This is a genomic window from Agrobacterium tumefaciens, assembly GCA_025560025.1.
In the GTDB taxonomy this organism is placed as follows: domain Bacteria; phylum Pseudomonadota; class Alphaproteobacteria; order Rhizobiales; family Rhizobiaceae; genus Agrobacterium.
The window spans coordinates 2,863,403-2,889,617 of sequence record CP048485.1; the positions used below are offsets into that span (position 1 = coordinate 2,863,403).

Consider the following 26,215-nt stretch of genomic DNA (forward strand, 5'->3'; position numbering starts at 1 on the left):
AGCAAAGCAGGTGTATTTTGACGACTTGGACGCAAGGTTATGTAGACGGTCTGGACTATACGTTCGATTTTTACCGGGAGTTGACGCCTTCCCTGTTGGGCTTCGCAGCCCTTTGCAGGGGACAGAAATTTGCCCTGGAAGGCCGGCCGTTGAAATATTGCGAACTTGGCTGCGGCCAGGGCTTTTCGACCAATCTTCTTGCCGCCGCCAATCCTGACATCGAATTTTATGCCAATGATTTCAATCCCGCCCACATTGCCGGCGCACGATCGCTGGCCGGTGACGCCGCACTCGCCAATATCCACTTTTACGAGCATGCCTTTGCAGATTTTGCCGACGAACCCTCGCTTCCCGATGGTTTCGATATCATCGCCCTCCACGGGGTTTTCAGCTGGATATCGGCGAGGAACCGCGGCCAGATCATGGACTTCATCTTTCGCAAGCTGAAGCCCGGTGGTCTTGTCTTCATCAGCTACAACACACTACCCGGCTGGGCGTCGGCCCTGCCTTTGCGGCGCATTCTTATCGATCAGGCAAATCGGCGTTCAGGACCACTGCAGCTGCGCATCGAGGAGGCCCTCGCGTTTGCGGACACGCTTCTCAAATCGGATGCGGGATATTTCAAAAACAATCCCTCGGTGAAAACGCATTTTGGTCAGATGCAACCGATGTCGCGCAACTACCTCGCGCACGAATATTTCAATGAGGATTGGCATCCCATGTATTTTGCGGATGTCGTCAGGGAACTGTCTGCCGCGAAGCTCTCATTTCTCGGTTCGGTCGATTTGCTCGATTCGGTAGAGAGCCAGTTACTCACCTCCGAACAGCTGGCCTTATTGGGGGCAGAGGTGGATCCGATACAGCGCGAGACGCTGAAAGCCTTCATGACGAATGAGCAGTTTCGTCGGGATCTGTTCGTAAAGGGCGCAATCCCCCATTCGGTTCGAAGTTCGGCAGGCGGTTGGATCGATGCCCGGTTTGCGCTTTCCAGGCCGCGCGACGTCGTTGCCGCAGCCCTGAAAAGGCGTTTCTCAAATCAGCAGCTTCAAGAGGCGATTTACGAGCCGCTGCTGAATGTTCTGTCCGGCGGTCCCGTCACTGTGCGGGAAATTTTGAGCGATAGTATCGTTGGCCGTTCTCTGTCCTGGGGGCAGGTGACGGATACGCTGAGCGCGCTCGTCGGTGCGGGATATCTCCAGCCATGCCTGCGGGAGGAGGGGCAGGCGAGGCGTGAGAAAAGCTGCGGCGCGTTCAACGCTTCTGTTTGCAGGAGCGCGAAGGACGGTGAAACTCTACAGTTTCTCGCTTCTCCAGTGACCGGTGGAGGTGTCAGGCTGGACAGGTTCGAGCAGCTTTTTCTTCTGGCGATCGGCGACGGTAAAGAGTGGCCGGAAGAATGGGCGCATTATGCCTGGTCAGTGCTTGCTCCCCAGGGACAGAAATTGTTGAAGGAGGGAAGAATGCTCGAAACTGATGAAGAGAATTTGACCGAGCTTGTTGCACGGGCGAACGCATTTGCCGACAATCTGCTTCCAGTATGTCGCTCCCTGCGCATCGTGCAATAGATACGTAAAACATCCGGTCGGCATTGCTGAAAACTGCGGGCAATGTTCTTCTCCATGAAACATGCGCCGCAAGTGGATGGCTTAAGTCGTCACGCGCGAGAAACCTAAATGGCCCAATCGCACACCTACGCACTCGACACGGCAACATGGCGGATGGTCTTCAAGGACCTCGGTATCTCCGCGGCCAACGCCCTGCGGCGCGCCGGCCTGTCGGACGATCTTCTGCAGCATCCCTCGGTTCGCCTCCTGCCCGATCAATACCACCGCCTCTGGAACGGTATGGAGGCCGAAGCGGGAGATGGACTTCTCCCGCTGCGGGTGTGCGAAGCGATCCGCAGCGAAGCCTTTTCGCCGCCGCTCTTTGCTGCCTTGTGCAGCCCGAACCTCGTAACGGCCATCCGCCGCATCGCCCAATACAAGCGGTTGATCGCGCCAATGCACCTTGAGGTGTCCGAGGAGCATGATCGGATGACCTTGGAACTCTCATGGACCTGCGCGGCCCAGCCGCCCGATTCCCTGATCCTGCTGGAACTGATCTTTTTCGTTGCGCTCGCTCGCATGGCCACGCGCGAGGCGGTAATTCCAGTCGCAGTAACGACGACCGCCCTGCCTTCGCCGATCGCCCCCTATGAAGCATTTCTGGGGGGCAGCCTAAAACAGGGAGCGCGCCACCGGATTGTATTCGGCGCGGCCGATGCGATCCGCCCGTTCCTCACCTCAAATGCGCAAATGTGGGCAACGTTCGAGCCACATTTACGTCAGCAGCTTGCCGAACTCGATAGAGAGGTCACAACGTCGCAACGCGTTCGTGCAGCCCTTCTCGAGGGAATCCCCAGCGGCCGTATTTCCATTGAGGCGATCGCCGGGAAACTCGTGATGAGCAAGCGGACCCTGCAACGGCGCATCGAGACCGAAGGTACCAGCTATCAGCAGCTCTTAGCGCAGGCGCGAGAAGCACTTGCGCATCACTACCTGCGCAAGACGACCCTTCCCGTGGCGGAAATTTCTTTCCTGCTCGGTTTTGATGAGCCGAATTCCTTCTATCGGGCCTTTCGGGCGTGGACAGGAAAGACCCCGGATAGTGTCAGGTATAAACAGTAAGCACAGCCGCTAGGCCCCAAGGGGCGCGGCGGCTCAGGCCGGCGTTTTGGCAGGCTATATTATTCCCACTCGATCGTGCCGGGCGGCTTGCTGGTCACGTCGTAGACGACACGGTTGATGCCACGCACCTCGTTGATGATGCGGGTTGCCGCACGGCCAAGGAAGTTCATGTCATAGGGATAGAAATCCGCCGTCATGCCGTCCACGGAGGTCACGGCGCGCAGCGCACAGACAAAGTCATAAGTGCGGTAGTCGCCCATGACGCCCACGGTCTGTACCGGCAGCAGAACGGCGAAGGCCTGCCAGATGGTGTCGTAGAGACCGGCCTTGCGGATTTCGTCGAGATAGATCGCATCCGCCTTGCGCAGAATATCGAGCTTCTCGCGGGTAATCGCGCCGGGGCAGCGGATCGCCAGACCCGGACCCGGGAAGGGATGGCGGCCGATGAAGCTTTCCGGCAGGCCGAGTTCGCGGCCAAGCGCGCGGACTTCGTCCTTGAAAAGCTCACGCAGCGGCTCGACGAGCTGCATGTTCATGCGCTCGGGAAGACCGCCGACATTGTGGTGGCTCTTGATGGTGACCGAGGGGCCGCCGGAGAAAGAGACGCTTTCGATGACGTCAGGGTAAAGCGTGCCCTGCGCCAGGAAATTCGGTGCGCCCTTGCCGTCGGCGGCGATCTTGGCCGCTTCGGCTTCGAAGACCTCGATGAACAGGCGGCCGATGGTCTTGCGCTTCACTTCCGGGTCAGAGACGCCCGACAGTTCGCCGAGGAAAAGATCGGCGGCATCCACATGCACCAGCGGAATATTGTAATGGTCGCGGAACATGCCGACGACCTGTTCGCTTTCGCCAAGCCGCATCAGGCCGTGGTCGACATAGACGCAGGTGAGCTGGTCGCCGATCGCTTCATGGATGAGGATCGCCGCAACCGAGGAATCGACGCCGCCGGAAAGGGCGCAGAGCACACGACCGGTGCCGACCTGGTCGCGGATCTTGCGGATCATCTCGGCGCGATAGGCAGCCATTGTCCAGTCGGATTTGAGGCCAACGATCTTGTGCACGAAGTTGGAGAGCAGCTTGCCGCCGTCAGGCGTGTGCACCACTTCCGGATGGAACATGGTGGTGTAATAATGGCGTGTCTCGTCGGCAGCGATGGCGAAAGGTGCGTTTTCCGACGTCGCAATGACCTCGAAACCTTCCGGCAGCTTCGTCACGCGGTCGCCGTGGCTCATCCAGACCGGATAGCTCTTGCCCTGATCCCAGAAGCCTTCGAAAAGCGGGCTCGCCTTCTTGATGTCGATATCGGCGCGGCCGAATTCCGCCGCGTGACCGCCCTCGACAACGCCGCCGAGCTGCGTGCAGAGCGTCTGCTGGCCGTAGCAGATGCCGAGGATCGGAACCTTGCTGTCGAACACCGCCTGCGGCGCGCGCGGGCTTCCTTCCGCCGTCACGGATGCGGGGCCGCCGGAGAAGATCACGCCCTTGGGCTGAAGCTTCTCAAACGCCTCTGCGGCATTCTGGAACGGATGGATTTCGCAATAGACCCCGGCTTCGCGGATGCGGCGCGCAATGAGCTGCGTCACCTGGCTGCCGAAATCGATGATGAGAATGCTGTCGGGATGGGCTATCTGGGTCATGGCGAGCCTTTAAAGAAAATGGCGGCTTTAGGCAACCCGCAAGCGGGCCTCAACCGGTAGAAAATCGCGAAAATCGCAAGGTTTCAAAGGGCGATCGCACCATCCTCGATCGCGCGGCAAAGCCGATCGACGGCATCCGCCAGCTTTTCATCGATGATGTGCAGATACTCCGTCCAGTCGTCCACATGGTTCACATCGGCCTTGCCATCGGAAATACCGCGCAGGCCGATGAGCGGCACGCCGAAGCGCTGGCAGGCTCTCAGGATGGCAAAAGTCTCCATTTCCACCATATCGGCGTCGATTAGCCCATAGGCCGCGCCGGAGACAACGTTGGCGCCCGTGGAGAGCCGCGCCTCGGCTATTTCGGGTATCCGCAAAGGCAAGGCCACCTCGGCCGGCAGATCAAGCAGCGGCGTGCAGCCCTTTTCGAAACCGAAGGCGGAGGCGTCCATGTCGCGATAGGAAACTGAAGTCGCCTGATAGATACCCGTCTGTTCCAGCGTTCGCGAACCGGCAGAACCGAGCGAAACGACCAGGTCAGGCAGATGGTCGGCGGCATCGAGACCGGCAAGAACGGCCGTGACTGCAATCGCCGCCTCCACCGGGCCGATGCCGGTCATCAGCGGCGCGATGCGAGCCTGGAGATGGGGACCATATTCGGGGGAAGCCGCCATGATAAAAAGAACGGATTTATCCGCAACCTGCGAAAGCCGGTAATTCATCCGGTAATATCCTCGCGACCCTTCATCACCATCATTGTCCCCGTCATGGAAGCGATCAGCTTCGCGGGCCCGTCCGACAGTGCGTAGGCGCGGCCATCGGCGACGATGAGATTGTTTCCGGGCTTGATGATTTCGCCACGAAACAGGAACCGCTCGCCGCGTCCGGGCGACATGAGGTTGACCTTGAATTCGATGGTCAGCAGCGAGGCTTCCGGCTCGATGATCGTGTAGGCGGCGTAGGTGCAGGCGGTGTCCAGACCGGCGGCAATGACACCCGCATGCAGGATGCCGTGCTGCTGTGTCAGCTTCTCATGAAAGGGTAGTTCGATTTCCACCAGCCGGTGCTCGATGCGGCTGATCTGCGCATCGATTGCCTGCACCACACCCTGTCGCGCAAAGCTTTTTTCTATCCGCTGACGAAAATCGCCGGGATCCGTGATCTCCATGGCCTACCTGCCTGCTTTTAGTCCCCATCGCAAACTGACATGGCGCGTGGCGGCGGGCAAGGCAAGGGTTGCGCGGGCAAAATTTAGTTCAGCCAGTCAATACTTGCATTCAGCAGGGTCGCAAAGGCGACCCAAACGGCATAGGGCACAAAAAGCCACATCGATGCCCTGTCACGGCTATAGGTGAGCGTGACGAAGGCGATGATGCAGATCAGCATTGGAATGATGATGACCAGTGCACCCGTTGGGCTTTGCATGCCGAAAAAGATCGGCGACCACAGGAAATTCAGCACCATCTGGGTGAACCAGAGGCGCATGCGCGTTCCCATCGGCTTGCGGATCCATGTCCGCGCGCCGGCGATGCCGATCAGCACGTAAAGCGTCGTCCAGACCGGCCCGAAGATCCAGCTGGGTGGATTGAAGAATGGTTTCTGGAGTGATTGATACCACTCGCCGGGCACATTGTTGACACCGATCAGTGCCCCAATGGCAACAACTGCAACCACGAAAACAATGTACACGGCAAGGTTTTTCATGACCCATCCAATGCGCTGGCCATGCTTTTGTTCCCTTGCCTTTTCAGTATTTTAGCCAGAAATCCGCACGATGTGCTGATCCCATGCCACGTCGCTGCGAACGGCCTCGAAAAATCCGTCATAGGAAGAAACGGCAATGCCGCTCGCCGCCGGGGCGACGCCCGCTGCCTCCCGCACGGATGTCTCTGCTACAACACGCCCGGTTTTAGCGTCCAGCGTCACCGCAGCATTGCCATTGGGGGAGGTCAGGCCCACCAGCCCTTCATGCCGGTTGACCGCGATGGCCCCGACATAATTGGCAAGACGCACCGTCGTTTCCTCCGGCAGATCGATGAAAGACAGGTCCTCGCCCTTCGAAAAATGGCCGACAAGCGGTGGAAGATCGTTGCGCGGCCCCTCATATTGGCAGGCGAACCAGATGCGCCCGTCATCGCCGAGATCGACATGGCGGGTGGAAAGTTGCCGCAGTCGATCCGGCATCGCGTGTTTCTGGACCAATTCGCCGCTTGCAGCATCCAGAAGCACGAGAGACGGTTCCATGCTGTCGATATTGAGCTTCGTCCGGCCGAAATCTGGGTGAGTCTCGATGCCGCCATTAGCGATGACGATCAGCCGCCCGTCATCGCTCACCGTCATGTCATGTGTACCGACGCCGTGGGCGTCATACTCGCCGATGCGGGCAAATCCGTTACGCGCGTCGTATAGCCCGATAACGCCGCGATTGCCGTCGAAGTCGTTTTCGCTGGCATAAAGGATCGCCCCATCGGGGGAAAATTGCCCATGGCCGTAAAAGTGACGGTTCGCCGGCGTGTGCATCACGACAGGCTCGCGTCGCCGCGCAGGATCGAAGGCCATGAAGAACGTTCCGGGCCGACGCGCAAAGGCCACCGTCATGCCCGTGGCGTGGCTTGTCGCCATTCCATGGGCGCGCGCGGGGAGCGCAACGCGGTCGATGATCTCGCCGCGCTCACTTACTGTCGCAATGCCGTAGGACCCGTCACGGGCGCGGAAGGCGGAAGCGAAGACGGCGTCGGCGCGTTCGAGCGCATGGAGTGAACGGGGAGCCAGCGCTGCGACAAAGGGAATACCCGCCGCCTTGATGAAGCTGCGCCGGTCTATCAGCATCCGCTTCTTGCCTGCTATCATCGGTTCAGTCTCCGTCGGCGAAGGAAAAGCCGGAGCTGAGACCGATCGCACCGCCATACTGGTCGTTGAGGCGGTAGATCAGGTCTTTGCCGTTGAGCAGCAGGTAATCCACCTTGGCGCGCTGATCATCCTTGTCCAGCGCCTTTTCCACATCCGTATCGATCGTTCCCGCAATACGGATCATCGATTTGGCGATGAAGTCGATGGAATTGACGATGGAGCGTTGGTCGGGAGGCACGAGTTCGACCATATCTGCCGTGTGCAGCAGGGTTTGAACGGCCTTGATATTGGCCGAGATGCTTTTCCAGGTCAGGCCAGAGCGCCAATAAATGGCGGTGCGGGGAAATTTGGCCTTGTCCGGCCCCTTGTAGAAGGTTTCGATCCGCTGGTCGCGGATTGCCTCGGAGCCGTGCACGAGAATGCCGAGCAGGGCAACCAGCGCCTCGCGCTCGTCGCGAAAGACGGGATTGTCCGGTCCCGGCTTGGTCCAGTTTTTCTGTGCGCCATCGGGCGCGTTCCAGCCATCGGAAAGCTCCGCCGCCACATTGGCGATATTGCCGGCGATGGCCGCGCCGAAGCGGCAGCGGAAATCACCTTCCTTGCCAAGCAGTTCATCCGCGCCGGTGCCGTAGAGCACGAATTCCAATGCCCCGAGGCCCTGCGCTGCAACGCTTTTACCCTTCAGGCCGTCGGCGCTTGTAACGCTTTCGTCCTTTTCCGCAAGATAACGCTGCACCTGCTTCAGGCCGAGGCCCTTCTTGTCGGGGTAATAGAGCACACGTTCGAAGCGGTTCTGCTCGATCACCGGGCCAATCCGCACGATTTCAATTGTGGACCAGCTTGTGACCGTATCGGCAAAGGCTGCCTTGGCCGCCTCATCCGCCGTTTTTGAAGGGGCGGCGCAGAAAGCCTTCATGCTGTCTTGCAGATTCTCTGCCGATTGCCGGAAGTGGTCGTAACCGGGACGAATGAAACCGTTCACCGCCTTTTCCATGACGCTCCGCACCTGTGCGGGATCGAGGGGCGGCGGCGGCATCAACTCCACATCCTGCGCCATGGCGGGCTGATGGGTCATAAGCAACAGCACGGACATGAGGCCGGAGATTTTTCGCATGGCATTTTTCATCAAAGGGACTCCAGAAAAGCCAGCAAAGCCTGCCGGTCGGTTTTTTGCAAGGCGGCAAAGGCGTCGCGCGCTTTTTGCGCTTCGCCGCCGTGCCATAATATCGCTTCCGTCAGGCTGCGCGCCCGGCCGTCATGCAGGTAAAAACTGTTGCCGTTCACCCGTTGCGTCAGGCCGATACCCCAGAGCGGCTGGGTACGCCATTGCCGCCCGTCTGCTTCGCCCACCTGCTGGCCGTCGGCAAGCGCCTCTCCCATGTCATGCAGAAGGAAATCCGAATAGGGCCAGATCAGCTGGGAAGAATGCATGGGGTCGCTCGCATCGCGACGGGTGACGAATTTCGGCCTATGGCAGGCGGTGCAGCCGGATGTGTAGAAAATCTGCTTTCCCTTGAGGACGGTCGGATCATCGACATTGCGGCGCTGTGGCACGGCAAGATTCTCGGTGTAGAAGGTCACGAGATCGAGGACAGGGTCCGGCGCTTCCACCGGCCCCAGCCGTGGCTGCACGCCGGTCGGCATGGCAAGACAGTCCTTCTGGGCATCGGTGCAATCGCCATAGGCGTTCGGCGCGTCCGGTGTAGAGATGCCGATATCGTGGGAAAAGGCGCTGGCGCTTTGATCGCGCACACTCGCATTCTGGGCCTTCCAGCCAAACCGGCCAAGCTTGACCTCGCCCGTGCGATGATCCCGCACAAAGGCCGGACGCCCGGAAATGCCGTCGCCATTTTTGTCATCGGGATCAGCGCCTGCCACAATATCGGCCTCGGCAATCGCCTCGATCAGCCCAAGTCCGAGGGTGGGCATGGCAATGCGGGCCGAAAGCAACGTGTCGGGGCCGAGGGGACCATATTGCAGCTCGGCCACGGCATAATCGGGCTTGCGCAGCATCACCACTTCGCCATCCAGAAGGCGCACCGGCTTTTCGGTATAGGTGACGACCGGCTTGCCCTCGGCGGCGAGACCGGGAATGGCGAGGTTCTGCAATTGCCGGCCATAGGTTTCATCGGGAAAATTCAGCACCTCATGGCGTGCAATCGCGGCCCGTTCTGCCTCGTTGCGGGCCGGTCGGGCCAGCCGGAGAAACAGGGAGACCGCATCTTCCCCGGCAAGCGGCGGGCGACCCCTGCCGTCCTTCACATGGCAGGTCTGGCAGGATCGGGCGTTGTAGAGCGGCCCCAGCCCGTCCGAGGCCTGTGTGGAGGAGGGGGAAGACACCCAGAGTTTCTGGAACAACGCATTGCCGAGCTTGAAATCCAGTTTCCGCTCGAACGACATGGTGGCGGAAGGATGTGAAAACGCGCGGCTATCGGCCTTGCTGGTGCTGGTCGTCGCCCCGCCGGACATGGCCTCGAAGGGTTCCGGCCCGGTAAAATCCGTCGCAGGCGCGGTCATGGTCTGGCGGCTGTTCCGGTCTTTCTCGGTCAGATCGTCCCGCAGCGGTTCGGCAAGCGTCATCGATGCCACAAGGCAGGCTGCCCCGGTGAAGAAGAACGGCTTACGGATCGGCGGCAGTGAAAATCGCATGGGCGTAACGGGCCGCAGCAATCTGCGGCCCGCCTTGGCACTTACTTGGAGACGGCGCTCGGATTGTCGAGGCTGTCGGATCCTTCAAGCTCGATCTTGCCGAGATCAAGCGCGGCGATGACACGCTCGACGGTCTTCGTCTGGTCGATCAAGCCGTCAATGGCCGCCTGCACCACGGCGTTGCCTTCCTTGTTGCCTTCACCGATCATCTGGTCATAGGCCTCGACGGTCTGGGCGCGCTTTTCCATCGCATGCATGGCGTCGAGCGTCTTGTTCAGCTTCGCCGTCATCTCGTCGTTCAGCGCCTTGTCCTTGGCGCCCACAAGTTCCGCCAGCGAGGCACCGGTCATCTTCGTGCCGTCCACACGGGTATAGTTGCCTGTATAGGCCGAAGCGATGCCGATGGCGTCGTTGAGATGCGAATTATAGGTGTTGTCCGAGAAGCAATCATGCTCCTCTTCCGGGTCGTGCAGCAGAAGGCCAAGCTTCATGCGCTCTCCCGCCAACTCACCATAAGAGAGCGAGCCCATGCCGGTGAGAATGGCGGTGAGGCCGGCTTTCGGATCGGCTTCCACCGCCTTCGTGGCTTCACCCTCCGGCGCCCAGGCATCCACCATCTCCTGAAGATCCTTGATCAGCAGGGTGGAGGCGGATTTCAGGTAATCGGCGCGGCGGTCGCAATTGCCGTTCGTGCATTTCGCCTTGTCATAGTCGGTATAGGGGCGGTTGCCCGCGCCGGGTCCGGTGCCGTTCAGGTCCTGGCCCCAGAGCAGGAATTCGATGGCATGGTAACCGGTGGTCACATTGGCTTCGACATCGCCCGCCTCGTGAAGGCTTTCGATCAGCTCCGGGGTGATCTTCGAGGCATCGACCTCTTCACCGCTGATCTTGATCTTCGGATTGGCGATGATATTGGCGACATAAAGCTCGTTCTCGTCGCTTTCCGTGCCATAGGAACTGTCGACATAATCGATCAGACCCTCATCCAACGGCCAGGCGTTCACCTTGCCCTCCCAATCGTCAACGATCGGGTTGCCGAAACGATAGACTTCCGACTGCTGGTAGGGAACACGCGCCTTGATCCACGCTTCGCGGGCGGCCTTCAGGGTTGCTTCGCTCGGCGTTGCGATAAGCGCATCGATCGCCTTGTCCAGCGCCTTCGCCGTGGTGAGCGAATCCTCGTATTTCGCGTGCGCGACATCGGCATAATGCTTGATCACGGCGGCGGCGTCGGTCGCGGCCTGTGCGGGAAGCGCGGTGAAAGCCGCCGATGCGGCAAGAAGCGCAAAAGACGCGCTGAGAATGGTTTTGCGGATCATGATCCCTCTCCTTGGGCAGGCATGAAAAGACTTCACGCTGCGGCAAGCGAGTTCTGACCCAATCACAAACTTGTGTCAAACATTCTAGTTTAGAATGTTTTGAAACAAGTTTGATCAGCATTTTCCAAGTAAAATCGCTGCGTGCAAATCCGGTTTTATGCTTTGCGTTTCATCAAGCAGAAGAAGAAACCGTCCGTATCTGTGGTTGCAGGCGTCAGCGTCACTGTCTGTCCGTCGGAGGAATGCGGTTTTCTGGCATTGTCGCCGAAAGTCGTCTGCCAGCGTTGCAACGCGGAACTGATGGAGAATTCCGCATTTTCCTCGCAGAAGCGCCTGACCTGCTGTTCGTTTTCTTCAGGCAAAACGGAACAGGTCACATAAAGCAGTTCACCGCCCGGGCGCACGAAACCCTTTGCCTGCGAAAGCGCTTCGCCCTGCTGCTGCACGCGCTCTTCAAGATTGCGCGCGGTCAGCCGCCATTTGGTGTCGGGGCGTCGGCGCCATGTTCCCGTGCCGGTGCAGGGCGCATCCACCAGGACGCGGTCGAATTTCTCATGGAAGGGGACTAACCCGGCTGCGCGGTCATGAACCTGGACATTGCGTGTGCCGGCCCGCTTCAGCCGCTCGATGATTGGTGCGAGACGCTTGCGGTCGGCATCGAAGGCGTGAACCTGGCCCTTATTGTTCATGCTGGCCGCCATGGCCAGCGTCTTGCCGCCGCCGCCCGCGCAATAATCGAGGACCTGTTCGCCCTCATGGGCGCCGGCGAGATCGGCGACGATCTGCGATCCCTCGTCCTGCACTTCGAACCAGCCCTTCTGGAAGGACAGTTCGGCGGTCACATTCGGCAGGCGGGAAGGACCCTCACCGGCGGGGATGCGTACACCCTGCCGGGCGATATGTGTGGCTTCCGCGCCGCTTTCCTCAAGCGCCTTCAGCACCTTGTCGCGGGTTGCCTTCAGCGTGTTGGCGCGCAGATCGAGTGTCGGTCGCTCGTTCAGCGCCTGCGCCTCGGCGAGCCAGCCCTCTCCGAATGCCGCCTCAAAGGAAGGCTGCACCCATTCGGGGATGTCGCCCTGAATATGGGCTGGTGCATCGGCTAGTGAGCGGGAGAGAAAGGCTTGCTGCCTCTGTTCGTCGGGCGCGGCGGGGGCGAATTTATCGCCATCAAATTCCGCCGCCAGTTCCGAAAAGCTTTTGCCCCATTGGCGCAGCAGCACGGCATAACCAAGCGAGGCGGCGCTATCGTCATCCATCAGCCAGGCGTGCGACAGTTTCATGCGCAGCGCGTCATAGACGATGTTGCCGATTGCCGCCCTGTCGCCGGAACCGGCGAAACGATGGGCAAGGCCCCAATCTTTCAGAGCATCGGCGACGGGGCGCCTGCGTCCCTCAATATCCGCCAATACTTCGATTGCTCCGGCCAAACGCCCGCCTAAACGCATTGTCTACCTCATCTTGCTGATAAGCCGGTTGGTAGACGCGAATGGCGGCAAGGGCAAGGCTCAATCGGCTTTGACGATCTCGTAGCAGACCTTGGCGGTGCCGGAGCTGATCATGCCGATGTTCTTGGCGGCTGCCTTGGAGAGATCGAGAACGCGGCCCTTGATGAACGGACCGCGATCGTTGATGCGCACCACCACGGCCTTGCCGTTGCGGGCATTCGTCACCTTGACCTTGGTGCCGAACCGCAGCGAGCGGTGGGCGGCGGTCAGGTTGGCGGCGTTCATGCGCTCGCCAGAAGCAGTCTTGGAGGTCAACGCATACCACGATGCGCCTCCACAACCATTTGCCGCATTCGCCTGAAGAGGCGCGATGATGGAACAGGCGGCTATAGTTGCAGCGGTGAAAGTTATACGACGGATATTCAACAAACTGTGCTTCCCTGAAAACCGGCCCCGCGCCGGTTGTTTGTGCCCTTGCTAAACGGCCATTTGCTGGCCTGAACGCCTTTTGATGCGAGATTGTAGGGCGAGGGAAAAATGGCGAAAAAAAGCTGAGCTCAAATCACGAACTGTTACAGTCTGTAATATTTGTGATCATTAGCCGGAAAGGCGCCTCCGGGCCCCTATTGTCACAATTCGGAAAAAATAATGCAGAATCAAGGCTCAATGGAAATGCTATTGCAAGTCACTGCTTCGCGAATCCACTTCACGAAATGTCACTGAAATATTTTTCTAATGACTATGATTTTAGCGATTTTTGTTTGGTTAATAAAATCCTAATTGACTGAAATGCGACGAAAACCATCCGCAAAAGTGGGTTTGGAAGGATTTTTCATCGCTTTCCATGGGAGGATTTTCAGCCCCGCCAGAGGCCGTTTTTCCACAATTGGGCCAGCGACATTTTGTAGTCCGGGAAGCCGAAATCAAAGCCAAGGCGTCTGATCCTGGCGTTGGAAACGCGTTTGTTCTCGCCATAAAAGGAGCGGGCCATGGGCGTCAGATCGGCGGTCTCGAATGGCTGTTCAGGCGGCGGTTCAATGCCCATTAGCGTGGCGGCATAGCTCACCACGTCCTGCGGCGGGCCGGGTTCGTCATCCGTCACGTTGAAGACGCCGCGTTGGTTTCCCTGTGCCAGGAAAGCCAGGGCCGCGCCGATATCCTCGACCCGGATGCGATTGAACACCTGATCCTTCTTCACCAGTCTTCGCGCCGTTCCCTTTTCGAAATTCATGAAGGCATTGCGTCCGGGACCGTAGATTCCGGAAAGACGCAGGATGGCAAGCGGCACATCCGCCCTTTGAGCGGCTGTAGCCCAAGCGGTCTCAGCGGCAACCCGTTCCACGGACCGGGCGGAAACCGGGCGGCAGGGCGTATCCTCATCTACCCAGGCGCCGTCATGGTCGCCATAAACGCCGACGGTGGAAAGATAGGCCAGCCATTTCAGATTGGGTAGCAGCCTTTTCAGATCATCGCCAAGCAGTGCAAGCAGAGGGTCGCCTTCCTTGCCCGGTGCAATGGATTGCACCAGATGTGTGACATTACCCATGGAAGTGATGAGCTCGTCATTGAGATGCGCACCGTCAAACAGGAAGGGCGTCATGCCTGCGGCGGTCAGGCTTGAGAATTTGTCTTCGCTGCGCGTGGTACCGGCAATGGTCGCGGCTTCGGTTTTCAGCGCGTTTGAGATGGCCTTGCCTGAATATCCCGCGCCGAAAATCATCACATGCATGGTTCACGCCTCTGCCAGTTGCCATTCCATTTCCGCTTCCGGATCAGTCTCCGGTGCGCGTGTGGCAGAGTATGTACGGAATTCCTCCCTGTCCATAAGCCGCGACAGGGCCCATGCGGCCATGCCGCGCACCTCCGGCGAAGGATCTCTCTCGGCGAGCGTCTTGCATTGCTCGAGGAATTGCCGGTCGTGGGAGTTTCCCGCCGCGATCAGGACATTGCGAATAAAACGGTTGCGGCCGATACGCTTGACGGGCGAGCCGCTGAAGAAGCTGCGGAAGGCGGCATCGTCAAGCGTCAGGAGGAAGGCGATGGAGGGTTCCTTTAAATCCTCACGCGCCTGCAACTTCATCTCGGAGGCGCTGGCCGCGAACTTGTTCCAGGGACAGGCGGCAAGGCAATCGTCGCAGCCATAGATGCGGTTACCGATCATAGGGCGGAATTCGTGCGGGATCGGCCCCTTGTGCTCGATGGTGAGGTAGGAAATGCAGCGGCGAGCGTCCAATTGATAGGGGGCGGGAAAGGCAGCCGTCGGACAGACGTCCAGACAGGCACGGCAGGAACCGCAATGATCCTTCTCGGCCTCATCCAGACAGAGTTCGGCGGTGGTGAACATGCTGCCGAGAAACAGCCAGGAGCCATGGGTGCGGCTCACCAGATTGGTGTGTTTGCCCTGCCATCCGAGACCGGCTGCTGCGGCAAGCGGCTTTTCCATGACAGGGGCAGTGTCGACGAAGACCTTCACATCCTCGCCGGCGCGCGCTGCAAACCGGGTGGCGATTTCCTTCAGCCGCCCCTTGATAACGTCATGATAATCACGATTGCGGGCATAGACCGAAATGGCGGCCTTGTCCGGTTTCGAAAGTACGCCGCGTGGGTCTTCCTCGGGACCATAGTTCAGCCCGAACATGACGATGGAGCGCACGTCACCCCACAGCGTTTTCGGCTCTGCCCGGCGGGCCTCGGTCTCTTCCATCCACGCCATCGTGCCGTGGTAGCCCTTGTCGAGAAACTGCCTCAGCCGTTCCGGCGCGAGCGGAATGCTGTCGGGCGCCGTGATGCGGCAGAGATCAAAGCCAAGCGAAAGCGCCTCCTGACGAATGAAATCCGTCAGTTTGCGTGCGCGTATCCGCTGCTTGTCGCTGGCGACGTCGATAGCCGTTTCTCCCGCAGGTTATTCTGCGACATATATATGCCTGGTGCGCGCCGCAGCAAATAACCGGAAGACCGGAACCTAGAAATCCAGATCGGCGTAGTGGGAGGAGGGGGCAAGGCGCGGAATGCGCTCGCTCAGGAACGGCCGGAAGGACGGCCGCGATTTCAGCCGCTGGTACCATTCCTTGGCGATGGGTGCTTCAAGCCAGTTGATTTCACCGAGATAGTCCAGCACCGAAACGCCGGCGGCGGCGGCAAGATCGGCATAGCTCAGCCGGTCGCCGGCAAGCCAGGTGCGCGAGCCCGCCAACCATTCCAGATATTTGATGTGCTGGCGGATGTTGTTGCGGGCGGTGCGTAAAAGCTTGGAGTCCGGCGGCCCGCCACCCTGTGCGGCCGTCATCTGCAATTTATAGACACGCTCCCGCACCAGCGGCCGGGTCACGTCATTTTCCATCTTCTGCAGGAACCATTCCGTCAGGCGGCGGATTTCCGCGCGCTGAAACGGGTCTTCCGCCAGCAACCGCCTGTCGCGCTTCAAGACCCCGTGCGTCTCGTCGAGAAACTCGGCAAGCACGTAAGGCCCACTGAGCGATCGCATATTATCATCAAGATAGACCGGAAGGGTGCCGGCCGGATTGAGCGCCAGAAACTCCCGCCGTCTTTCCCACGGCTGCTCCTCGACGAGATCGGTCTGGAACCCGTATTCCGAAAGGATCAGACGAACGAACCGGGATGCGGTCGACATCGGAGAATGATAGAGAGTTGGCATCGGTACTCAATTTTTACGATTGGTTGTCATGATCGGCATTTGCCGGAAAACTTTTTCAGTTTCGCTTCATCAAGACGCTATAAGAGCTTGGCTACTTTAAAACAAGTTTAACGCAATTGCTTTCCATTGCCGCTTTCCCCTGAAAAAAAGGATACCTCATGGGTGACCAATCGATCATCAGCGCGCTTCTGCTGGGCATTATCGAGGGTCTGACGGAGTTCATTCCCGTTTCCTCAACGGCGCATGTGCTGCTGGCCGGCCATTTCCTTGGCTTCAAATCGCCGGGCAACACCTTTGCCGTCCTCATCCAGCTCGGCGCGATCCTTGCCATCCTTCTTGTGTATTTTCAAAAACTTGTGTCGATCGCGCTCGCTTTGCCGACAAGTGCCAAGGCGCGCCGTTTCGTGCTGGCCGTCGCTCTCGCCTTCCTGCCGGCAGCGGTTATCGGGGCGCTGGCGCATGATTTCATCAAGACCGTGCTGTTCGAAACGCCGATGCTCATCTGCGTCGTCCTGATTATCGGCGGCGTCATATTGCTCGCGGTGGACCGGATGCCGCTGAAACCGAAATATACCGACATCATGGACTATCCGCCGTCGCTTGCCTTCAAGATCGGCCTCTTCCAGTGCCTTGCCATGATTCCCGGCACGTCCCGGTCCGGGGCCACGATCGTCGGATCGCTGCTGATGGGCACCGACAAGCGTTCCGCCGCCGAATTTTCGTTCTTTCTGGCGATGCCGACCATGCTCGGCGCTTTTACTCTCGATCTCTACAAGAACCGCGACGCGCTGAGTTTCGATGATGGCGCGCTGATTGCCGTCGGCTTCATCGCCGCATTCGTCTCCGGCCTCTTCGTCGTTCGCTCGTTGCTGGACTTCGTCTCGCGACGGGGTTTTGCGCCTTTTGCCTGGTGGCGCATCGTCATCGGTTCGCTCGGCCTGATAGCACTTCTGATCTTTGGTTGAGCCGATTTTAGAAATAGCCGGCCATTTTGAATGGCCGGACTGAAAACGAAAAAGCGCCCCGGAGAACCGGAGGCGCTTTTTCTTTGAAACTCTCAAAGGCCGATCAGTTGGTGCTGATCGAAGCCGTTGCGCAGGGGTCGACGCCATAAGCGGGAGCGCAACCGCTCTTGCCCGCTGCCACCGTTCCCGGCGCCATGAAAGAACCCGCCAGAACCACCAAAGCCGCACACGCAAAAAAGAGTGCGATAGATCTGCCCATTTTATTATTGCCTTTCAGACGTTCGTTCGCGCGGATTACGCCGCCGTGTGTGAAGTGAGGGTTCTGGATATGTTTGGAATGTGGCCATTATCAATAAAGCGGCTTGCTGAATACCGGGTTAATGCGAAGTCTTTTCCACAGTTGCGCTTGTGCCACGCTTGCGTGTGGAGGCCAGATGGCCGCTAAATTTTACCCGGCTTTTCAAAGCAGCTTTAGTCGATTGTACACATCCCCTTTAGTTGAGGGGGAAATGCACAAATAGCGGTTTGGTTGCGATTGAATTGCGCAAAAACAAAAAGCGGGAATGGCTCCCGCTTTCGTTTAGATCGCTGGTATCCGAGGGAGCCTCAGGCCGCCTTGCCTGCGTTTGAGAACTGGCCGTGCGGACGATATTGCACCATGTAGGACGGCAGGACGGAAGCGACACGAACAGGTGTGATGCCGATACCTTCCAGCGTCAGGCCGTTCTTTTCCGCGTCTGCGGAAACGACATTGTCCTTTTTCAGCATGGTTACCTGATCAACCGTCAGCGGCGGTGCGATGAGCGGCACCAGCGATGTGACCTTGGCGATCATTGAGGCAATGCCGAAAGGCAGATTGACGAAAGGACGCTGGCGATAGGTTGCAGCGAGAACCGCCTCGAGACAGTCGCGGAATGTCATCACATCCTGACCGCCGAGTTCGTAGATGGCGCCGGGCTTTAGCTTGCCATCGACGCTGCGGGCCACGGCCACGGCGACATCCTCGACATAGACCGGCTGGAACTTTGTTTTTCCCTCGCCGATCAACGGCAGGAAGGGTAGGCCACGCGCCATCTTGGCGAATTTGTTGAAGAAATCGTCTTCAGGGCCAAAAATGATCGATGGACGCAGGATAACCGCGCCGGGCAGGATGGAATGAATGGCGGCTTCTGCGCGGCCTTTGGTGCGGCTGTAACCGGTCGACGAGCCCGCTTCCGCGCCGATAGCGGAGATATGAGTCAGCGTAGCGCCTGCATCGCGGGCGGCTTCGGCAATGGCCTTCGCACCGAATTCCTGCACGGCGTCGAAGGTGTTGCGGCCGCTTTCAGTCAGAATGCCGACGCAATTGACCACATGGTCGGCGTCTTCGACGGCTTTGACGATGGAATCGCGATAACGCAGATTGGCCTGCGCAAAGGAAATCTGACCGACATTGCCGAGCGGCTGCAGGAAGCCGGCAAGATCGGGACGGCGCACGGCGACACGGATGCGGTAGCCGCGTTTGGCGAGCATTCTCACGACATGGCGCCCGACAAAACCCGAACCGCCGAAAACGGTGACGAGGGGTGGAAGGTTGGCCAAGGTCATGGGAGGCTCCTCAGAAGCTGTCGATAAAGCGTTTTTCAGTCTCTTAGCCCAAAGCCGGGCGCAGGTGAAGAGACGTTGTCGTGCAGCCCGGGTCTAGTTTTGGGGCCGGTTTTGGAAATGCGGTTGACGACCGTCAAATTCCTTCGACAATCATCATCTCCGCATCCGCAATTTCCTGGCGGATTTTGGCCGCGGCCTGGTATTCGGGCGAATTGTAGCAATCGATGGCGTGTTGCACGGAGGGGAACTCGATGACGACATTGCGCGCACGCGCCTTGCCTTCCAGTTCGGTCAAAGCGCCGCCACGGGCCAGGAAATTGGCGCCGAACCGCTCGAAAGCGGGTTTCGCCGTCGTGACATAATCCTTGTAGCGCTCGCTGTCGCGCACATCGACGCGGGCGATCCAATATCCCTTGGGCATGTCATCTCCTCCTGTCGTTATTGATTGGCCGGAAAGCTGGCGCGCAGCATGTCATCCAGAATGGCGCGGGCTGCTGCCTTCGGGTCCTCCGCCCTGACGATCGGGCGGGCGACGACCAGATGGCTCGAACCGGCCTTGATGGCGTCGTAAGGCGTCATCACCCGCTTCTGATCGCCGAGATCCGCGCCGGCAGGGCGAATGCCGGGGGTGACGACGGCAAGATCAGGGCCGAGGATTTCACGCACGGCGGTCGATTCCTCCGCCGAACAGACGATGCCGCCCATGCCCGCTTCGCGCGCCTGTTGCGCCCGGCGCAATACGAGCGAACGGGCATCCGCGGCGTAACCGGCCTCAGCAAGGTCGGTGTCGTCCATAGAAGTCAGCACGGTGACACCCAGCAGGCAGAGACCGGAGCCTTCGGCAGCCTTGACAGCGGCGCGCATCGCTTTGGGATAGGCATGCAGGGTCAGCATCGACATGCCCATGCGGGCGATGTTTTCGACGCCGGAGGCGACGGTATTGTCGATATCGAGCAGCTTCATGTCGAGAAAGACCTTCTTGCCGCTCTGGACAAGGTCACGCGCGAATTCGAGGCCGCCAGCGAAAACCAGCTGATAACCGATCTTGTAGAACAGAACCTCGTCGCCGATTTTCGACACGATGTCTTCGGCCTGCTGCACAGTCGGAACATCGAGCCCGACGATGAGTTTTTCGCGCGCGGTCATTGTCTTATCCCTGCCATGTTTCCATTGCCGTCCAGTCGCATGTGGGGGACGCGGCTGCAAGAGAAAAGTCGGCGATGGAAAAGCGGAAAAGATTACCGCCGCCGGGCGGCTGGTCCTTGCTGCGGCTGATGCCGCGGCCTTCTATATGGCATTTGAGAAGTGTGCCTACGCCACCATGGCCGACAAAGGCGATCGGCTGCTGCGGGTCGTGCCGGTCGAGAACGGCTCTGACAGCATCGACAATCCGCGCTTGCGCATCGATTGCCCTTTCCCAGCCGTGAAAACTTTCCTGCGGATGGGCGAAGAACCAGTCAGCCGCCTTCTCGAACTCCGGCGGTGGCAGGAAACCGGTGGCCGACCGGTCGTTTTCATGCATCGTCTCAATGATGTCTATTGCCGCACCGGATGTATCGGAAAGGATGCGGGCGGTTTCGATCGCCTTGGTTTCGGCGCTGGAGACGATGCGCCGTAACGCCTGCGCCCAGGGCAGGCGGCTTGCCTGCCGCACCCGCTCGGCACCGATGTCAGAAAGTCCCCACTCGGGAACGGGAACCGCCGGGTCGATCCTGACCTGGGGATGGGTGATGTAGAGCGCATGCATTAAAATCGGTCCTTGATGGCGATGGAAAGGGTAACTCAAAACCCTAACCATCCGTCACGACCGGGAAATGACGGTCTTGCCCATTCTGCCGCGCGGTCAGGCCCGCGTATAGGTCCACAATTGCGCCGGCGGAATATTGCGCACGATGAAATCGAAATGGCGGATATGGTAGAGATGCGGCTGCGCGACGATCGGGGAAATGGCGCCGTAGGATATCTGCACGACGGGGCGGCCATGCGGCACGCGCTTCAGCAATTCGTCGAGAAGCTTGATGCGGGCGGCCATCGGGAAATTCAGCATCGGCACGGCGGAAATCACGCTGTCGAACATCTGCCCCTTGTGCTCGCCGAGTGTCGCGTCGAGATCGAAGGCGTCGCCATTGACGAAATTGACGCCGGGATAGCTTCTGAGCAGCTGATTGTAGAAATCGGTCGAATATTCAATGGCGGTCAGGTTCTCCGGTTTGATGCCGCGCGCCAGAATAGCCTTGGTGATGACGCCGGTGCCCGGGCCGAGCTCAAGAACCGGCAGGCCGGAATGGGGATTGATGACGCTCGCCATTTTTTTTGCCGTGATGGAGGAGGTCGGGACGATGGCTCCCACTTTTTTCGGTTGGCTGACCATGCCCTTGAAAAAACGGATTTCTTCCTCGAATTTCTGTTCAAGGCGTCGCTTCAGGTTAAGTGCCATGATTCCCCTCGGATAAATTTTGGTCATTGTCAAAAAACGGTTACGTACTGTTGATCCCATTTGGCGCAAAAACAAGGCAAAATGTCGTAACTGGAAAAATTCACTTAAGGTTTGAAATGCGCAGCCGCCGAATCAAAAAACGCCGGTGAAGCGATCCACCGGCGTTTTTGATTAAATTGAAGAAAATGGAGGCGGTTTAGACGCGCATCGGCATCAGAACGTAAAGCGCATCGTCACCGGCCGTGTCGCGAACGAGTGTCGGCGAGCCGGCATCCGCTAGAAGGAAAATCGCGTCGTCGCCGGATAGCTGCGAGGTGATGTCGAGCAGATATTTGGCATTGAAGCCGATTTCCATCGAATCATTATCGTAGCCCACAGCCACTTCTTCGGTTGCGCTGCCCGAGTCGGGATTGTTGACCGTCAGCGTCAGCTGGCCATCTGTCAGCGCCAGTTTCACGGCGCGGCCGCGCTCGGAAGAAATGGTCGAGACGCGGTCGACAGCCTGCGCGAAGGTCTGGCAATCCACGCGCATTTCCTTGTCGTTGCCGGTGGGGATGACGCGCTGGTAATCGGGGAAGGTGCCGTCGATCAGCTTCGAGGTCAAAACGACCGAGCCGATGGTCAGGCGGATTTTCGCATCCGAGACTTCAACGGTGACTTCCAGTTCCGGATTGTCCATCAGCTTCTGCAATTCGCCGACGGTCTTGCGCGGGATGATGATGCCGGGCATGCCCTCGGAACCGGAGGGCGCATCCACATCGGCGCGCGCCAGACGGTGGCCGTCCGTCGCAACCGCACGCAGCTTAAGCTCGCCATTGCTTTCGATGGTGTGGAAGAAAATGCCGTTCAGGTAATAACGTGTCTCTTCGGTCGAAATCGCAAATTGCGTCCGGTCGATCAGCATCTTCAGATCGGTCGCCTTCAGTTTGAAGGTGTGGCTGAAGGTGCCGGCGGTCAGATCCGGGAAATCGGTTTCCGGCAGGCACTGCAGCGAGAATTTCGAACGACCCGAGGCAACCGTCATCGTGGAGCCGTCCGGATTGGTCGCCAGAAGCACTTCGGAACCATCAGGCAGCTTGCGAACGATTTCATAAAGCAGGTGCGCCGGCACGGTGGTGGCGCCCGCCTGCTCCACCATGGCCGGTGTCGCTTCGGTGATTTCGAGATCGAGGTCGGTCGCCTTCATGTCCAGATTGGCGCCGGATGCGCGCAGGAGGACGTTGGACAGGATCGGGATCGTGTTGCGACGCTCGACAACCCTGTGGACGTGGTTCAGCGATTTAAGAAGGTTCGACCGCTCAAGAGTAATACGCATGGACGCTACCGCTTTCAACCGTTGCGAACCGGCCACCGCCGGATCGGCAAGAAGAGTCTTGACCGGCCCAAAAGCCGGATAATGTGGACGGGCAAAATGGCAGAGTTATTGCAGAAAATGCAAGAGCCGAGTGCATCTGCTGGAGGTCATTTTGCTGCTATACAGCATGATCCACAGGCTGCGGCAGCCCGCAGACCTTGTTCGCCGCTTCCCTATTGCCCATAAAGGGGCGAAAATGGAGCGACCGGCCGTCAATGATCGGCCAGAATGATTGGAAGCCGCGTGACGGAAGAAATAGCGAACAGGGACCCCAAACCGACGAACAGGGAGTTCAGGATCGGCACTGCCACCATTCCGGCGCGGCCACTGGAGCCGGCGCTTTATCTCGTGGCCACCCCCATCGGCAATCTGGGTGATATCACCATCCGGGCGCTGGAAACGCTGGCATCTGCCGATGTTCTCGCCTGCGAGGATACCCGCGTCACCCGCATCCTGCTCGAACGTTACGGTATTCGCACGCGCCCGCTTTCCTATCATGAGCATAATGCGAACGAGGCTGGTCCCAAGCTCATAGCGGCGCTTGAGGCTGGAAAGTCCGTGGCATTGGTGTCGGACGCCGGAACGCCGCTCGTCTCCGATCCCGGTTATCGTCTCGGTCAGCTTGCGCTCGAGGCCGGTCATCGCGTCGTACCGGTGCCGGGTGCGTCCGCACCGCTTGCCGCCCTCGTCGGATCGGGCATGCCGAGCGATGCCTTTCTGTTCGCGGGCTTCCTGCCGGTGAAGGATCGTGGCAAACGGGACCGATTTGCGGAACTTGCGAAAATTCCCGCGACCTTGATGTTTTTTGAATCGCCGCACCGCATCGGCGCCACCGTCAGGGTTGCCTCGGAAGTGCTCGGTCGCGACCGCCGCGCCGTGGTCTGCCGCGAATTGACCAAGACTTTCGAGGAGTTCCGTCGCGGCACGCTCGGCGAACTTGCGGATTATTATGACGGTGACCGCGTGGTGAAGGGCGAGATCGTGCTTCTGGTGGAGCCGCCCTCCTATGATGAAATTCCCGATATCGAGGACGTCGAGAAGCTGTTGAAGGATCTCATCACAACGATGCCTGCCGCCAGGGCTGCCGCCGAGGCGTCGAAGCTGACCGGCCTGCCGCGCAAGGAGCTTTATCAGCGGCTGCTGGATATGAAGGACGCGGATGGCCGCTGACGGGCGAAACAACAAAAGACGCAAGGCCGAGCGACGCGGCCACGCCGCGGAATATTGGGCCGCGCTTTATCTGCTGTTGAGAGGCTATCGCATCCTCGCCATTCGATACCGCACCCGACTCGGGGAAATCGATCTCATCGCCCGCAAGAAGGATGTCGTCGCCATCGTCGAGGTCAAGGCGCGATCATCCGCCGAAGGCGCGGTCGACGCCGTCGGCTGGCGTTCGCAGCAACGCATTCGGGCGGCGGCCGATCTCTGGCTGTCCCGGCGCAGGGATGCAGGGCGATTTTCGCTGCGTTTCGATATCGTCGCCGTTCTGCCGCGACGCCTGCCGCAGCATTTCATCGACGCATTTTGAAGGGGAGGGACGATGATGCCGACCGAGCGGGAAAAAATGGCCGTGGGCGAATGGTACAGCTGCATGGACGCCGAACTGGATGTGTTGCGTTCCCGCGCCCGGCGCGCGGTTCACCAGCATAATACCATGCCGCCGGATGAGCGCGGAGCCATGGCGCCATTGCTGGGAGCGCTTTTCGCCGCCAGCGGGGAAGGGGTATTTATTGAAGCGCCGTTTCATTGTGCCTACGGCTTCAACATCACCCTTGGTAAAAACGTCTACCTCAATACCGGCTGCACGATCCTGGATTCGGCAAAGGTGACGATAGGCGATGGCTCGATGCTGGGACCCGCCGTGCAGATCTATTGCGCCGAGCACCATCTGGACCCGGTTCCGCGTTCGCAGGGCATTGAAATCGCAAAGCCGGTGACGATCGGCCGTGATGTCTGGATCGGCGGCGGAGCGATCCTTCTTGCGGGCGTCACCATCGGCGACGGCGCAATCGTCGGTGCCGGTTCGGTGGTAACCAGGGATGTGCTGCCGGGCACGACCGTGGTGGGAAATCCGGCCCGTCCGATAAAGCGTAGGGACCCGTGAGGCATGCGTTTTTGAGGGAGCGGCCTCCATTCGCAGGCGCTGTAACAAATCTGACATCAAACTGTTAAAGAGGCGTCATGGAACGTCTCTATTCGCATCCTCACCCCACTAACTGGCGGAGAGGACAAAATTATGTTGAAGAAGATTTCCATGGCCGCGGTGGCCGTCAGCATTTCGGCTACATCTTCCATGGCGGCGACCAACATCACCTGGTGGCACGGCATGGGCGGCCGCAACGGCGAAGTCATCAACGAAGTTGCCCAGAAGTTCAACGAAGCCCAGAAGGAATGCGCGCTGACGCCGGTTTCCAAGGGCTCCTACGAAGAAGCGCTGGCAAGCGGCATCGCCGCCTTCCGTTCGGGCGAGCAGCCGAACATTCTCCAGGTTTTCGATGCTGGCGCTGCCACCATCATCAACGCCAAGGGCGCTGTCATTCCTGCGGAAGACCTCATCAACAAGGCCGGTTACAAGTTCGACCGTGACGCCTTCATCAACGGCGTGCGTTATTTCTACGCTGCCGCTGACGGCAAGTTCGTCGGCATGCCGTTCAACTCTTCCGCACCGATCATGTATGTCAACGACGAAGCCCTGAAAAAGGCCGGCGTCGAAGCTCCGAAGACCTGGGAAGACTTTGAAAAGGTCGCTCCGAAGCTGAAGGAAGCTGGCTACATCCCGCTCGTCCAGTCGCAGCTGACCTGGCAGTTCACGGAGAACTTCTTCTCCCGCAACAATATCCAGTTCGCAACCAACAATAACGGTTACGACAGCGTTGCCGACACCAAGCTCAAGGTCACCGACCCGAACCTCGTCATGATGTTCGACAAGCTGAAGGACTGGAAGGACAAGGGCCTGTTCGCTTATTATGGCGCTGGCTGGAACGACAACCAGAAGCCCTTCGAAGAAGGCAAGGTTGCTTTCTGGATCGGTTCTTCGGGTTCGTTCGGCGGCCTGCAGAAGACGGCGACCATGCCGTTCTCGGCAACCTTCCTTCCCTACTGGGGCTCCATCAAGGGTGCCGGCACCAACTCCTTCATCGGCGGTGCAGCCCTCTTTGCAATGTCGGGCAAGTCCGAAGCCGAAAACAAGTGCGTGGCTGACTTCTTCCAGTTCCTGACCTCGCCGGAAATCCAGGTCTTCTACCACAAGGCAACCGGTTACGTCGCCATCACCAAGGCTGCTTACGAAAAGGCCAAGGCTGAAGGTTTCTACAAGGAAAAGCCGATTGCCGAAGTTGGTATCCAGCAGCTGTCGCTGCCGGGCGGCGAATGGTCCAAGGGTTACCGTCTCGGTTTCTACCCGCAGATCCGCGCCATCATGGAACGTGAATACAACCGCATCTTCTCCGGCGAAGTCACGCCGAAGGACGCCTTCGACATCATCGAGAAGGAAGGCAACGACCTTCTGGCCCGTTTCGCCAAGACGGCCGGCTGATCGATCTTTTCGAAACCAATGATCGTTGTCGAGCCTCCTTTCCAACGGAAGGGAGGCTCGCTTCTGGATAAGGAGGCGCAAGCGTGGCCTATACATCGTCTCAACCGCGTCTGGCC

General features: G+C 59.1%; 26 protein-coding genes. 7 read left to right on the top strand and 19 right to left on the bottom strand.

Features of this window, described 5'->3' with window-relative positions; translation table 11 throughout:
- Nucleotides 1-17: 17 nt before the first annotated feature.
- Both FY152_13830 and FY152_13835 read left to right on the top strand, forming a co-directional pair.
- Entirely contained in the window at nucleotides 18-1,565 is a 1,548-nt protein-coding gene (locus tag FY152_13830; protein UXS33124.1) for a methyltransferase domain-containing protein, read from the top strand.
- A gap of 108 nt (nucleotides 1,566-1,673) precedes the next feature.
- Nucleotides 1,674-2,666 carry an AraC family transcriptional regulator gene (locus tag FY152_13835; GenBank protein UXS33125.1) on the top strand — a complete coding sequence of 331 codons (993 nt, stop codon included), beginning with the start codon at nucleotides 1,674-1,676 and terminating at the stop codon, nucleotides 2,664-2,666.
- A gap of 59 nt (nucleotides 2,667-2,725) precedes the next feature.
- On the opposite strand, the gene guaA is transcribed toward FY152_13835, so the two are convergent.
- The 13 genes from guaA to FY152_13900 all read right to left on the bottom strand — a co-directional run bounded on the left by guaA (nucleotide 2,726) and on the right by FY152_13900 (nucleotide 16,221).
- The gene (gene guaA / locus FY152_13840) at nucleotides 2,726-4,303 is read right to left on the bottom strand and encodes a glutamine-hydrolyzing GMP synthase (protein UXS33126.1); all 1,578 of its coding nucleotides are present in this window, start codon (nucleotides 4,301-4,303) and stop codon (nucleotides 2,726-2,728) included.
- An 83-nt stretch (nucleotides 4,304-4,386) separates the two neighbouring features.
- Nucleotides 4,387-5,025, bottom strand: coding sequence for a 5'-methylthioadenosine/S-adenosylhomocysteine nucleosidase (locus tag FY152_13845; protein ID UXS33127.1), 639 nt, complete (start codon nucleotides 5,023-5,025; stop codon nucleotides 4,387-4,389).
- Nucleotides 5,022-5,471 (bottom strand): PaaI family thioesterase, encoded by a 450-nt coding sequence (locus tag FY152_13850; GenBank protein UXS33128.1) that lies wholly within the window; start codon nucleotides 5,469-5,471, stop codon nucleotides 5,022-5,024. Before FY152_13850 ends, FY152_13845 begins: the two co-directional genes overlap by 4 nt.
- Nucleotides 5,472-5,554: 83 nt before the next feature.
- Entirely contained in the window at nucleotides 5,555-6,007 is a 453-nt protein-coding gene (locus FY152_13855; GenBank protein UXS33129.1) for a tryptophan-rich sensory protein, read from the bottom strand.
- A 51-nt stretch (nucleotides 6,008-6,058) separates the two neighbouring features.
- Nucleotides 6,059-7,153 carry a DUF1513 domain-containing protein gene (locus FY152_13860; GenBank protein ID UXS33130.1) on the bottom strand — a complete coding sequence of 365 codons (1,095 nt, stop codon included), beginning with the start codon at nucleotides 7,151-7,153 and terminating at the stop codon, nucleotides 6,059-6,061.
- 4 nt (nucleotides 7,154-7,157) lie between these two features.
- On the bottom strand, nucleotides 7,158-8,279 hold the full coding sequence (locus FY152_13865; GenBank protein ID UXS33131.1) for a hypothetical protein: 1,122 nt from the start codon (nucleotides 8,277-8,279) through the stop codon (nucleotides 7,158-7,160).
- Nucleotides 8,279-9,802: a c-type cytochrome gene (locus FY152_13870; protein UXS33132.1), complete on the bottom strand. Its 1,524-nt coding sequence runs from the start codon at nucleotides 9,800-9,802 to the stop codon at nucleotides 8,279-8,281. The genes FY152_13865 and FY152_13870 overlap by 1 nt, the downstream gene beginning before the upstream one ends.
- 41 nt (nucleotides 9,803-9,843) lie before the next feature.
- Nucleotides 9,844-11,121: a peptidase gene (locus FY152_13875; protein UXS33133.1), complete on the bottom strand. Its 1,278-nt coding sequence runs from the start codon at nucleotides 11,119-11,121 to the stop codon at nucleotides 9,844-9,846.
- 155 nt (nucleotides 11,122-11,276) lie between these two features.
- A complete protein-coding gene (locus FY152_13880; protein ID UXS33134.1) occupies nucleotides 11,277-12,566 on the bottom strand; it encodes an RsmB/NOP family class I SAM-dependent RNA methyltransferase in 1,290 nt (429 codons plus the stop codon).
- A gap of 60 nt (nucleotides 12,567-12,626) precedes the next feature.
- The gene (locus tag FY152_13885; protein UXS33135.1) at nucleotides 12,627-12,995 is read right to left on the bottom strand and encodes a septal ring lytic transglycosylase RlpA family protein; all 369 of its coding nucleotides are present in this window, start codon (nucleotides 12,993-12,995) and stop codon (nucleotides 12,627-12,629) included.
- A 427-nt stretch (nucleotides 12,996-13,422) separates the two neighbouring features.
- Entirely contained in the window at nucleotides 13,423-14,295 is an 873-nt protein-coding gene (locus FY152_13890) for an SDR family oxidoreductase (protein ID UXS33136.1), read from the bottom strand.
- A gap of 3 nt (nucleotides 14,296-14,298) precedes the next feature.
- Complete coding sequence (gene queG / locus FY152_13895; GenBank protein ID UXS33290.1) at nucleotides 14,299-15,450, bottom strand: tRNA epoxyqueuosine(34) reductase QueG; 1,152 nt, start codon at nucleotides 15,448-15,450, stop codon at nucleotides 14,299-14,301.
- A 78-nt stretch (nucleotides 15,451-15,528) separates the two neighbouring features.
- Nucleotides 15,529-16,221: a glutathione S-transferase family protein gene (locus tag FY152_13900; GenBank protein UXS33137.1), complete on the bottom strand. Its 693-nt coding sequence runs from the start codon at nucleotides 16,219-16,221 to the stop codon at nucleotides 15,529-15,531.
- Nucleotides 16,222-16,379: 158 nt separating this feature from the next.
- On the opposite strand from FY152_13900, the gene FY152_13905 reads away from it, so the two are divergent.
- Nucleotides 16,380-17,186: an undecaprenyl-diphosphate phosphatase gene (locus FY152_13905; protein ID UXS33138.1), complete on the top strand. Its 807-nt coding sequence runs from the start codon at nucleotides 16,380-16,382 to the stop codon at nucleotides 17,184-17,186.
- Nucleotides 17,187-17,792: 606 nt separating this feature from the next.
- On the opposite strand, the gene FY152_13910 is transcribed toward FY152_13905, so the two are convergent.
- From FY152_13910 to FY152_13935, 6 genes are all read right to left on the bottom strand, one after another.
- Nucleotides 17,793-18,773, bottom strand: a complete 981-nt coding sequence (locus FY152_13910; protein UXS33139.1) for a complex I NDUFA9 subunit family protein — start codon at nucleotides 18,771-18,773, stop codon at nucleotides 17,793-17,795.
- A 133-nt stretch (nucleotides 18,774-18,906) separates the two neighbouring features.
- The gene (locus tag FY152_13915; GenBank protein ID UXS33140.1) at nucleotides 18,907-19,194 is read right to left on the bottom strand and encodes a DUF1330 domain-containing protein; all 288 of its coding nucleotides are present in this window, start codon (nucleotides 19,192-19,194) and stop codon (nucleotides 18,907-18,909) included.
- 17 nt (nucleotides 19,195-19,211) lie between these two features.
- Nucleotides 19,212-19,919 (bottom strand): orotidine-5'-phosphate decarboxylase, encoded by a 708-nt coding sequence (gene pyrF / locus FY152_13920; GenBank protein ID UXS33141.1) that lies wholly within the window; start codon nucleotides 19,917-19,919, stop codon nucleotides 19,212-19,214.
- Between the two features lie 4 nt (nucleotides 19,920-19,923).
- The gene (locus tag FY152_13925) at nucleotides 19,924-20,520 is read right to left on the bottom strand and encodes a histidine phosphatase family protein (GenBank protein UXS33142.1); all 597 of its coding nucleotides are present in this window, start codon (nucleotides 20,518-20,520) and stop codon (nucleotides 19,924-19,926) included.
- Nucleotides 20,521-20,616: 96 nt separating this feature from the next.
- Nucleotides 20,617-21,210: a methyltransferase domain-containing protein gene (locus FY152_13930; GenBank protein UXS33143.1), complete on the bottom strand. Its 594-nt coding sequence runs from the start codon at nucleotides 21,208-21,210 to the stop codon at nucleotides 20,617-20,619.
- 196 nt (nucleotides 21,211-21,406) lie between these two features.
- Nucleotides 21,407-22,525: a DNA polymerase III subunit beta gene (locus tag FY152_13935; GenBank protein ID UXS33144.1), complete on the bottom strand. Its 1,119-nt coding sequence runs from the start codon at nucleotides 22,523-22,525 to the stop codon at nucleotides 21,407-21,409.
- A 267-nt stretch (nucleotides 22,526-22,792) separates the two neighbouring features.
- On the opposite strand from FY152_13935, the gene rsmI reads away from it, so the two are divergent.
- The 4 genes from rsmI to FY152_13955 all read left to right on the top strand — a co-directional run bounded on the left by rsmI (nucleotide 22,793) and on the right by FY152_13955 (nucleotide 26,099).
- Entirely contained in the window at nucleotides 22,793-23,734 is a 942-nt protein-coding gene (gene rsmI, locus FY152_13940) for a 16S rRNA (cytidine(1402)-2'-O)-methyltransferase (protein UXS33145.1), read from the top strand.
- Complete coding sequence (locus tag FY152_13945) at nucleotides 23,724-24,092, top strand: YraN family protein (protein ID UXS33146.1); 369 nt, start codon at nucleotides 23,724-23,726, stop codon at nucleotides 24,090-24,092. Before rsmI ends, FY152_13945 begins: the two co-directional genes overlap by 11 nt.
- Nucleotides 24,093-24,107: 15 nt before the next feature.
- Complete coding sequence (locus FY152_13950) at nucleotides 24,108-24,668, top strand: sugar O-acetyltransferase (protein ID UXS33291.1); 561 nt, start codon at nucleotides 24,108-24,110, stop codon at nucleotides 24,666-24,668.
- Between the two features lie 132 nt (nucleotides 24,669-24,800).
- A complete protein-coding gene (locus tag FY152_13955; GenBank protein UXS33147.1) occupies nucleotides 24,801-26,099 on the top strand; it encodes an extracellular solute-binding protein in 1,299 nt (432 codons plus the stop codon).
- Nucleotides 26,100-26,215: the final 116 nt, after the last annotated feature.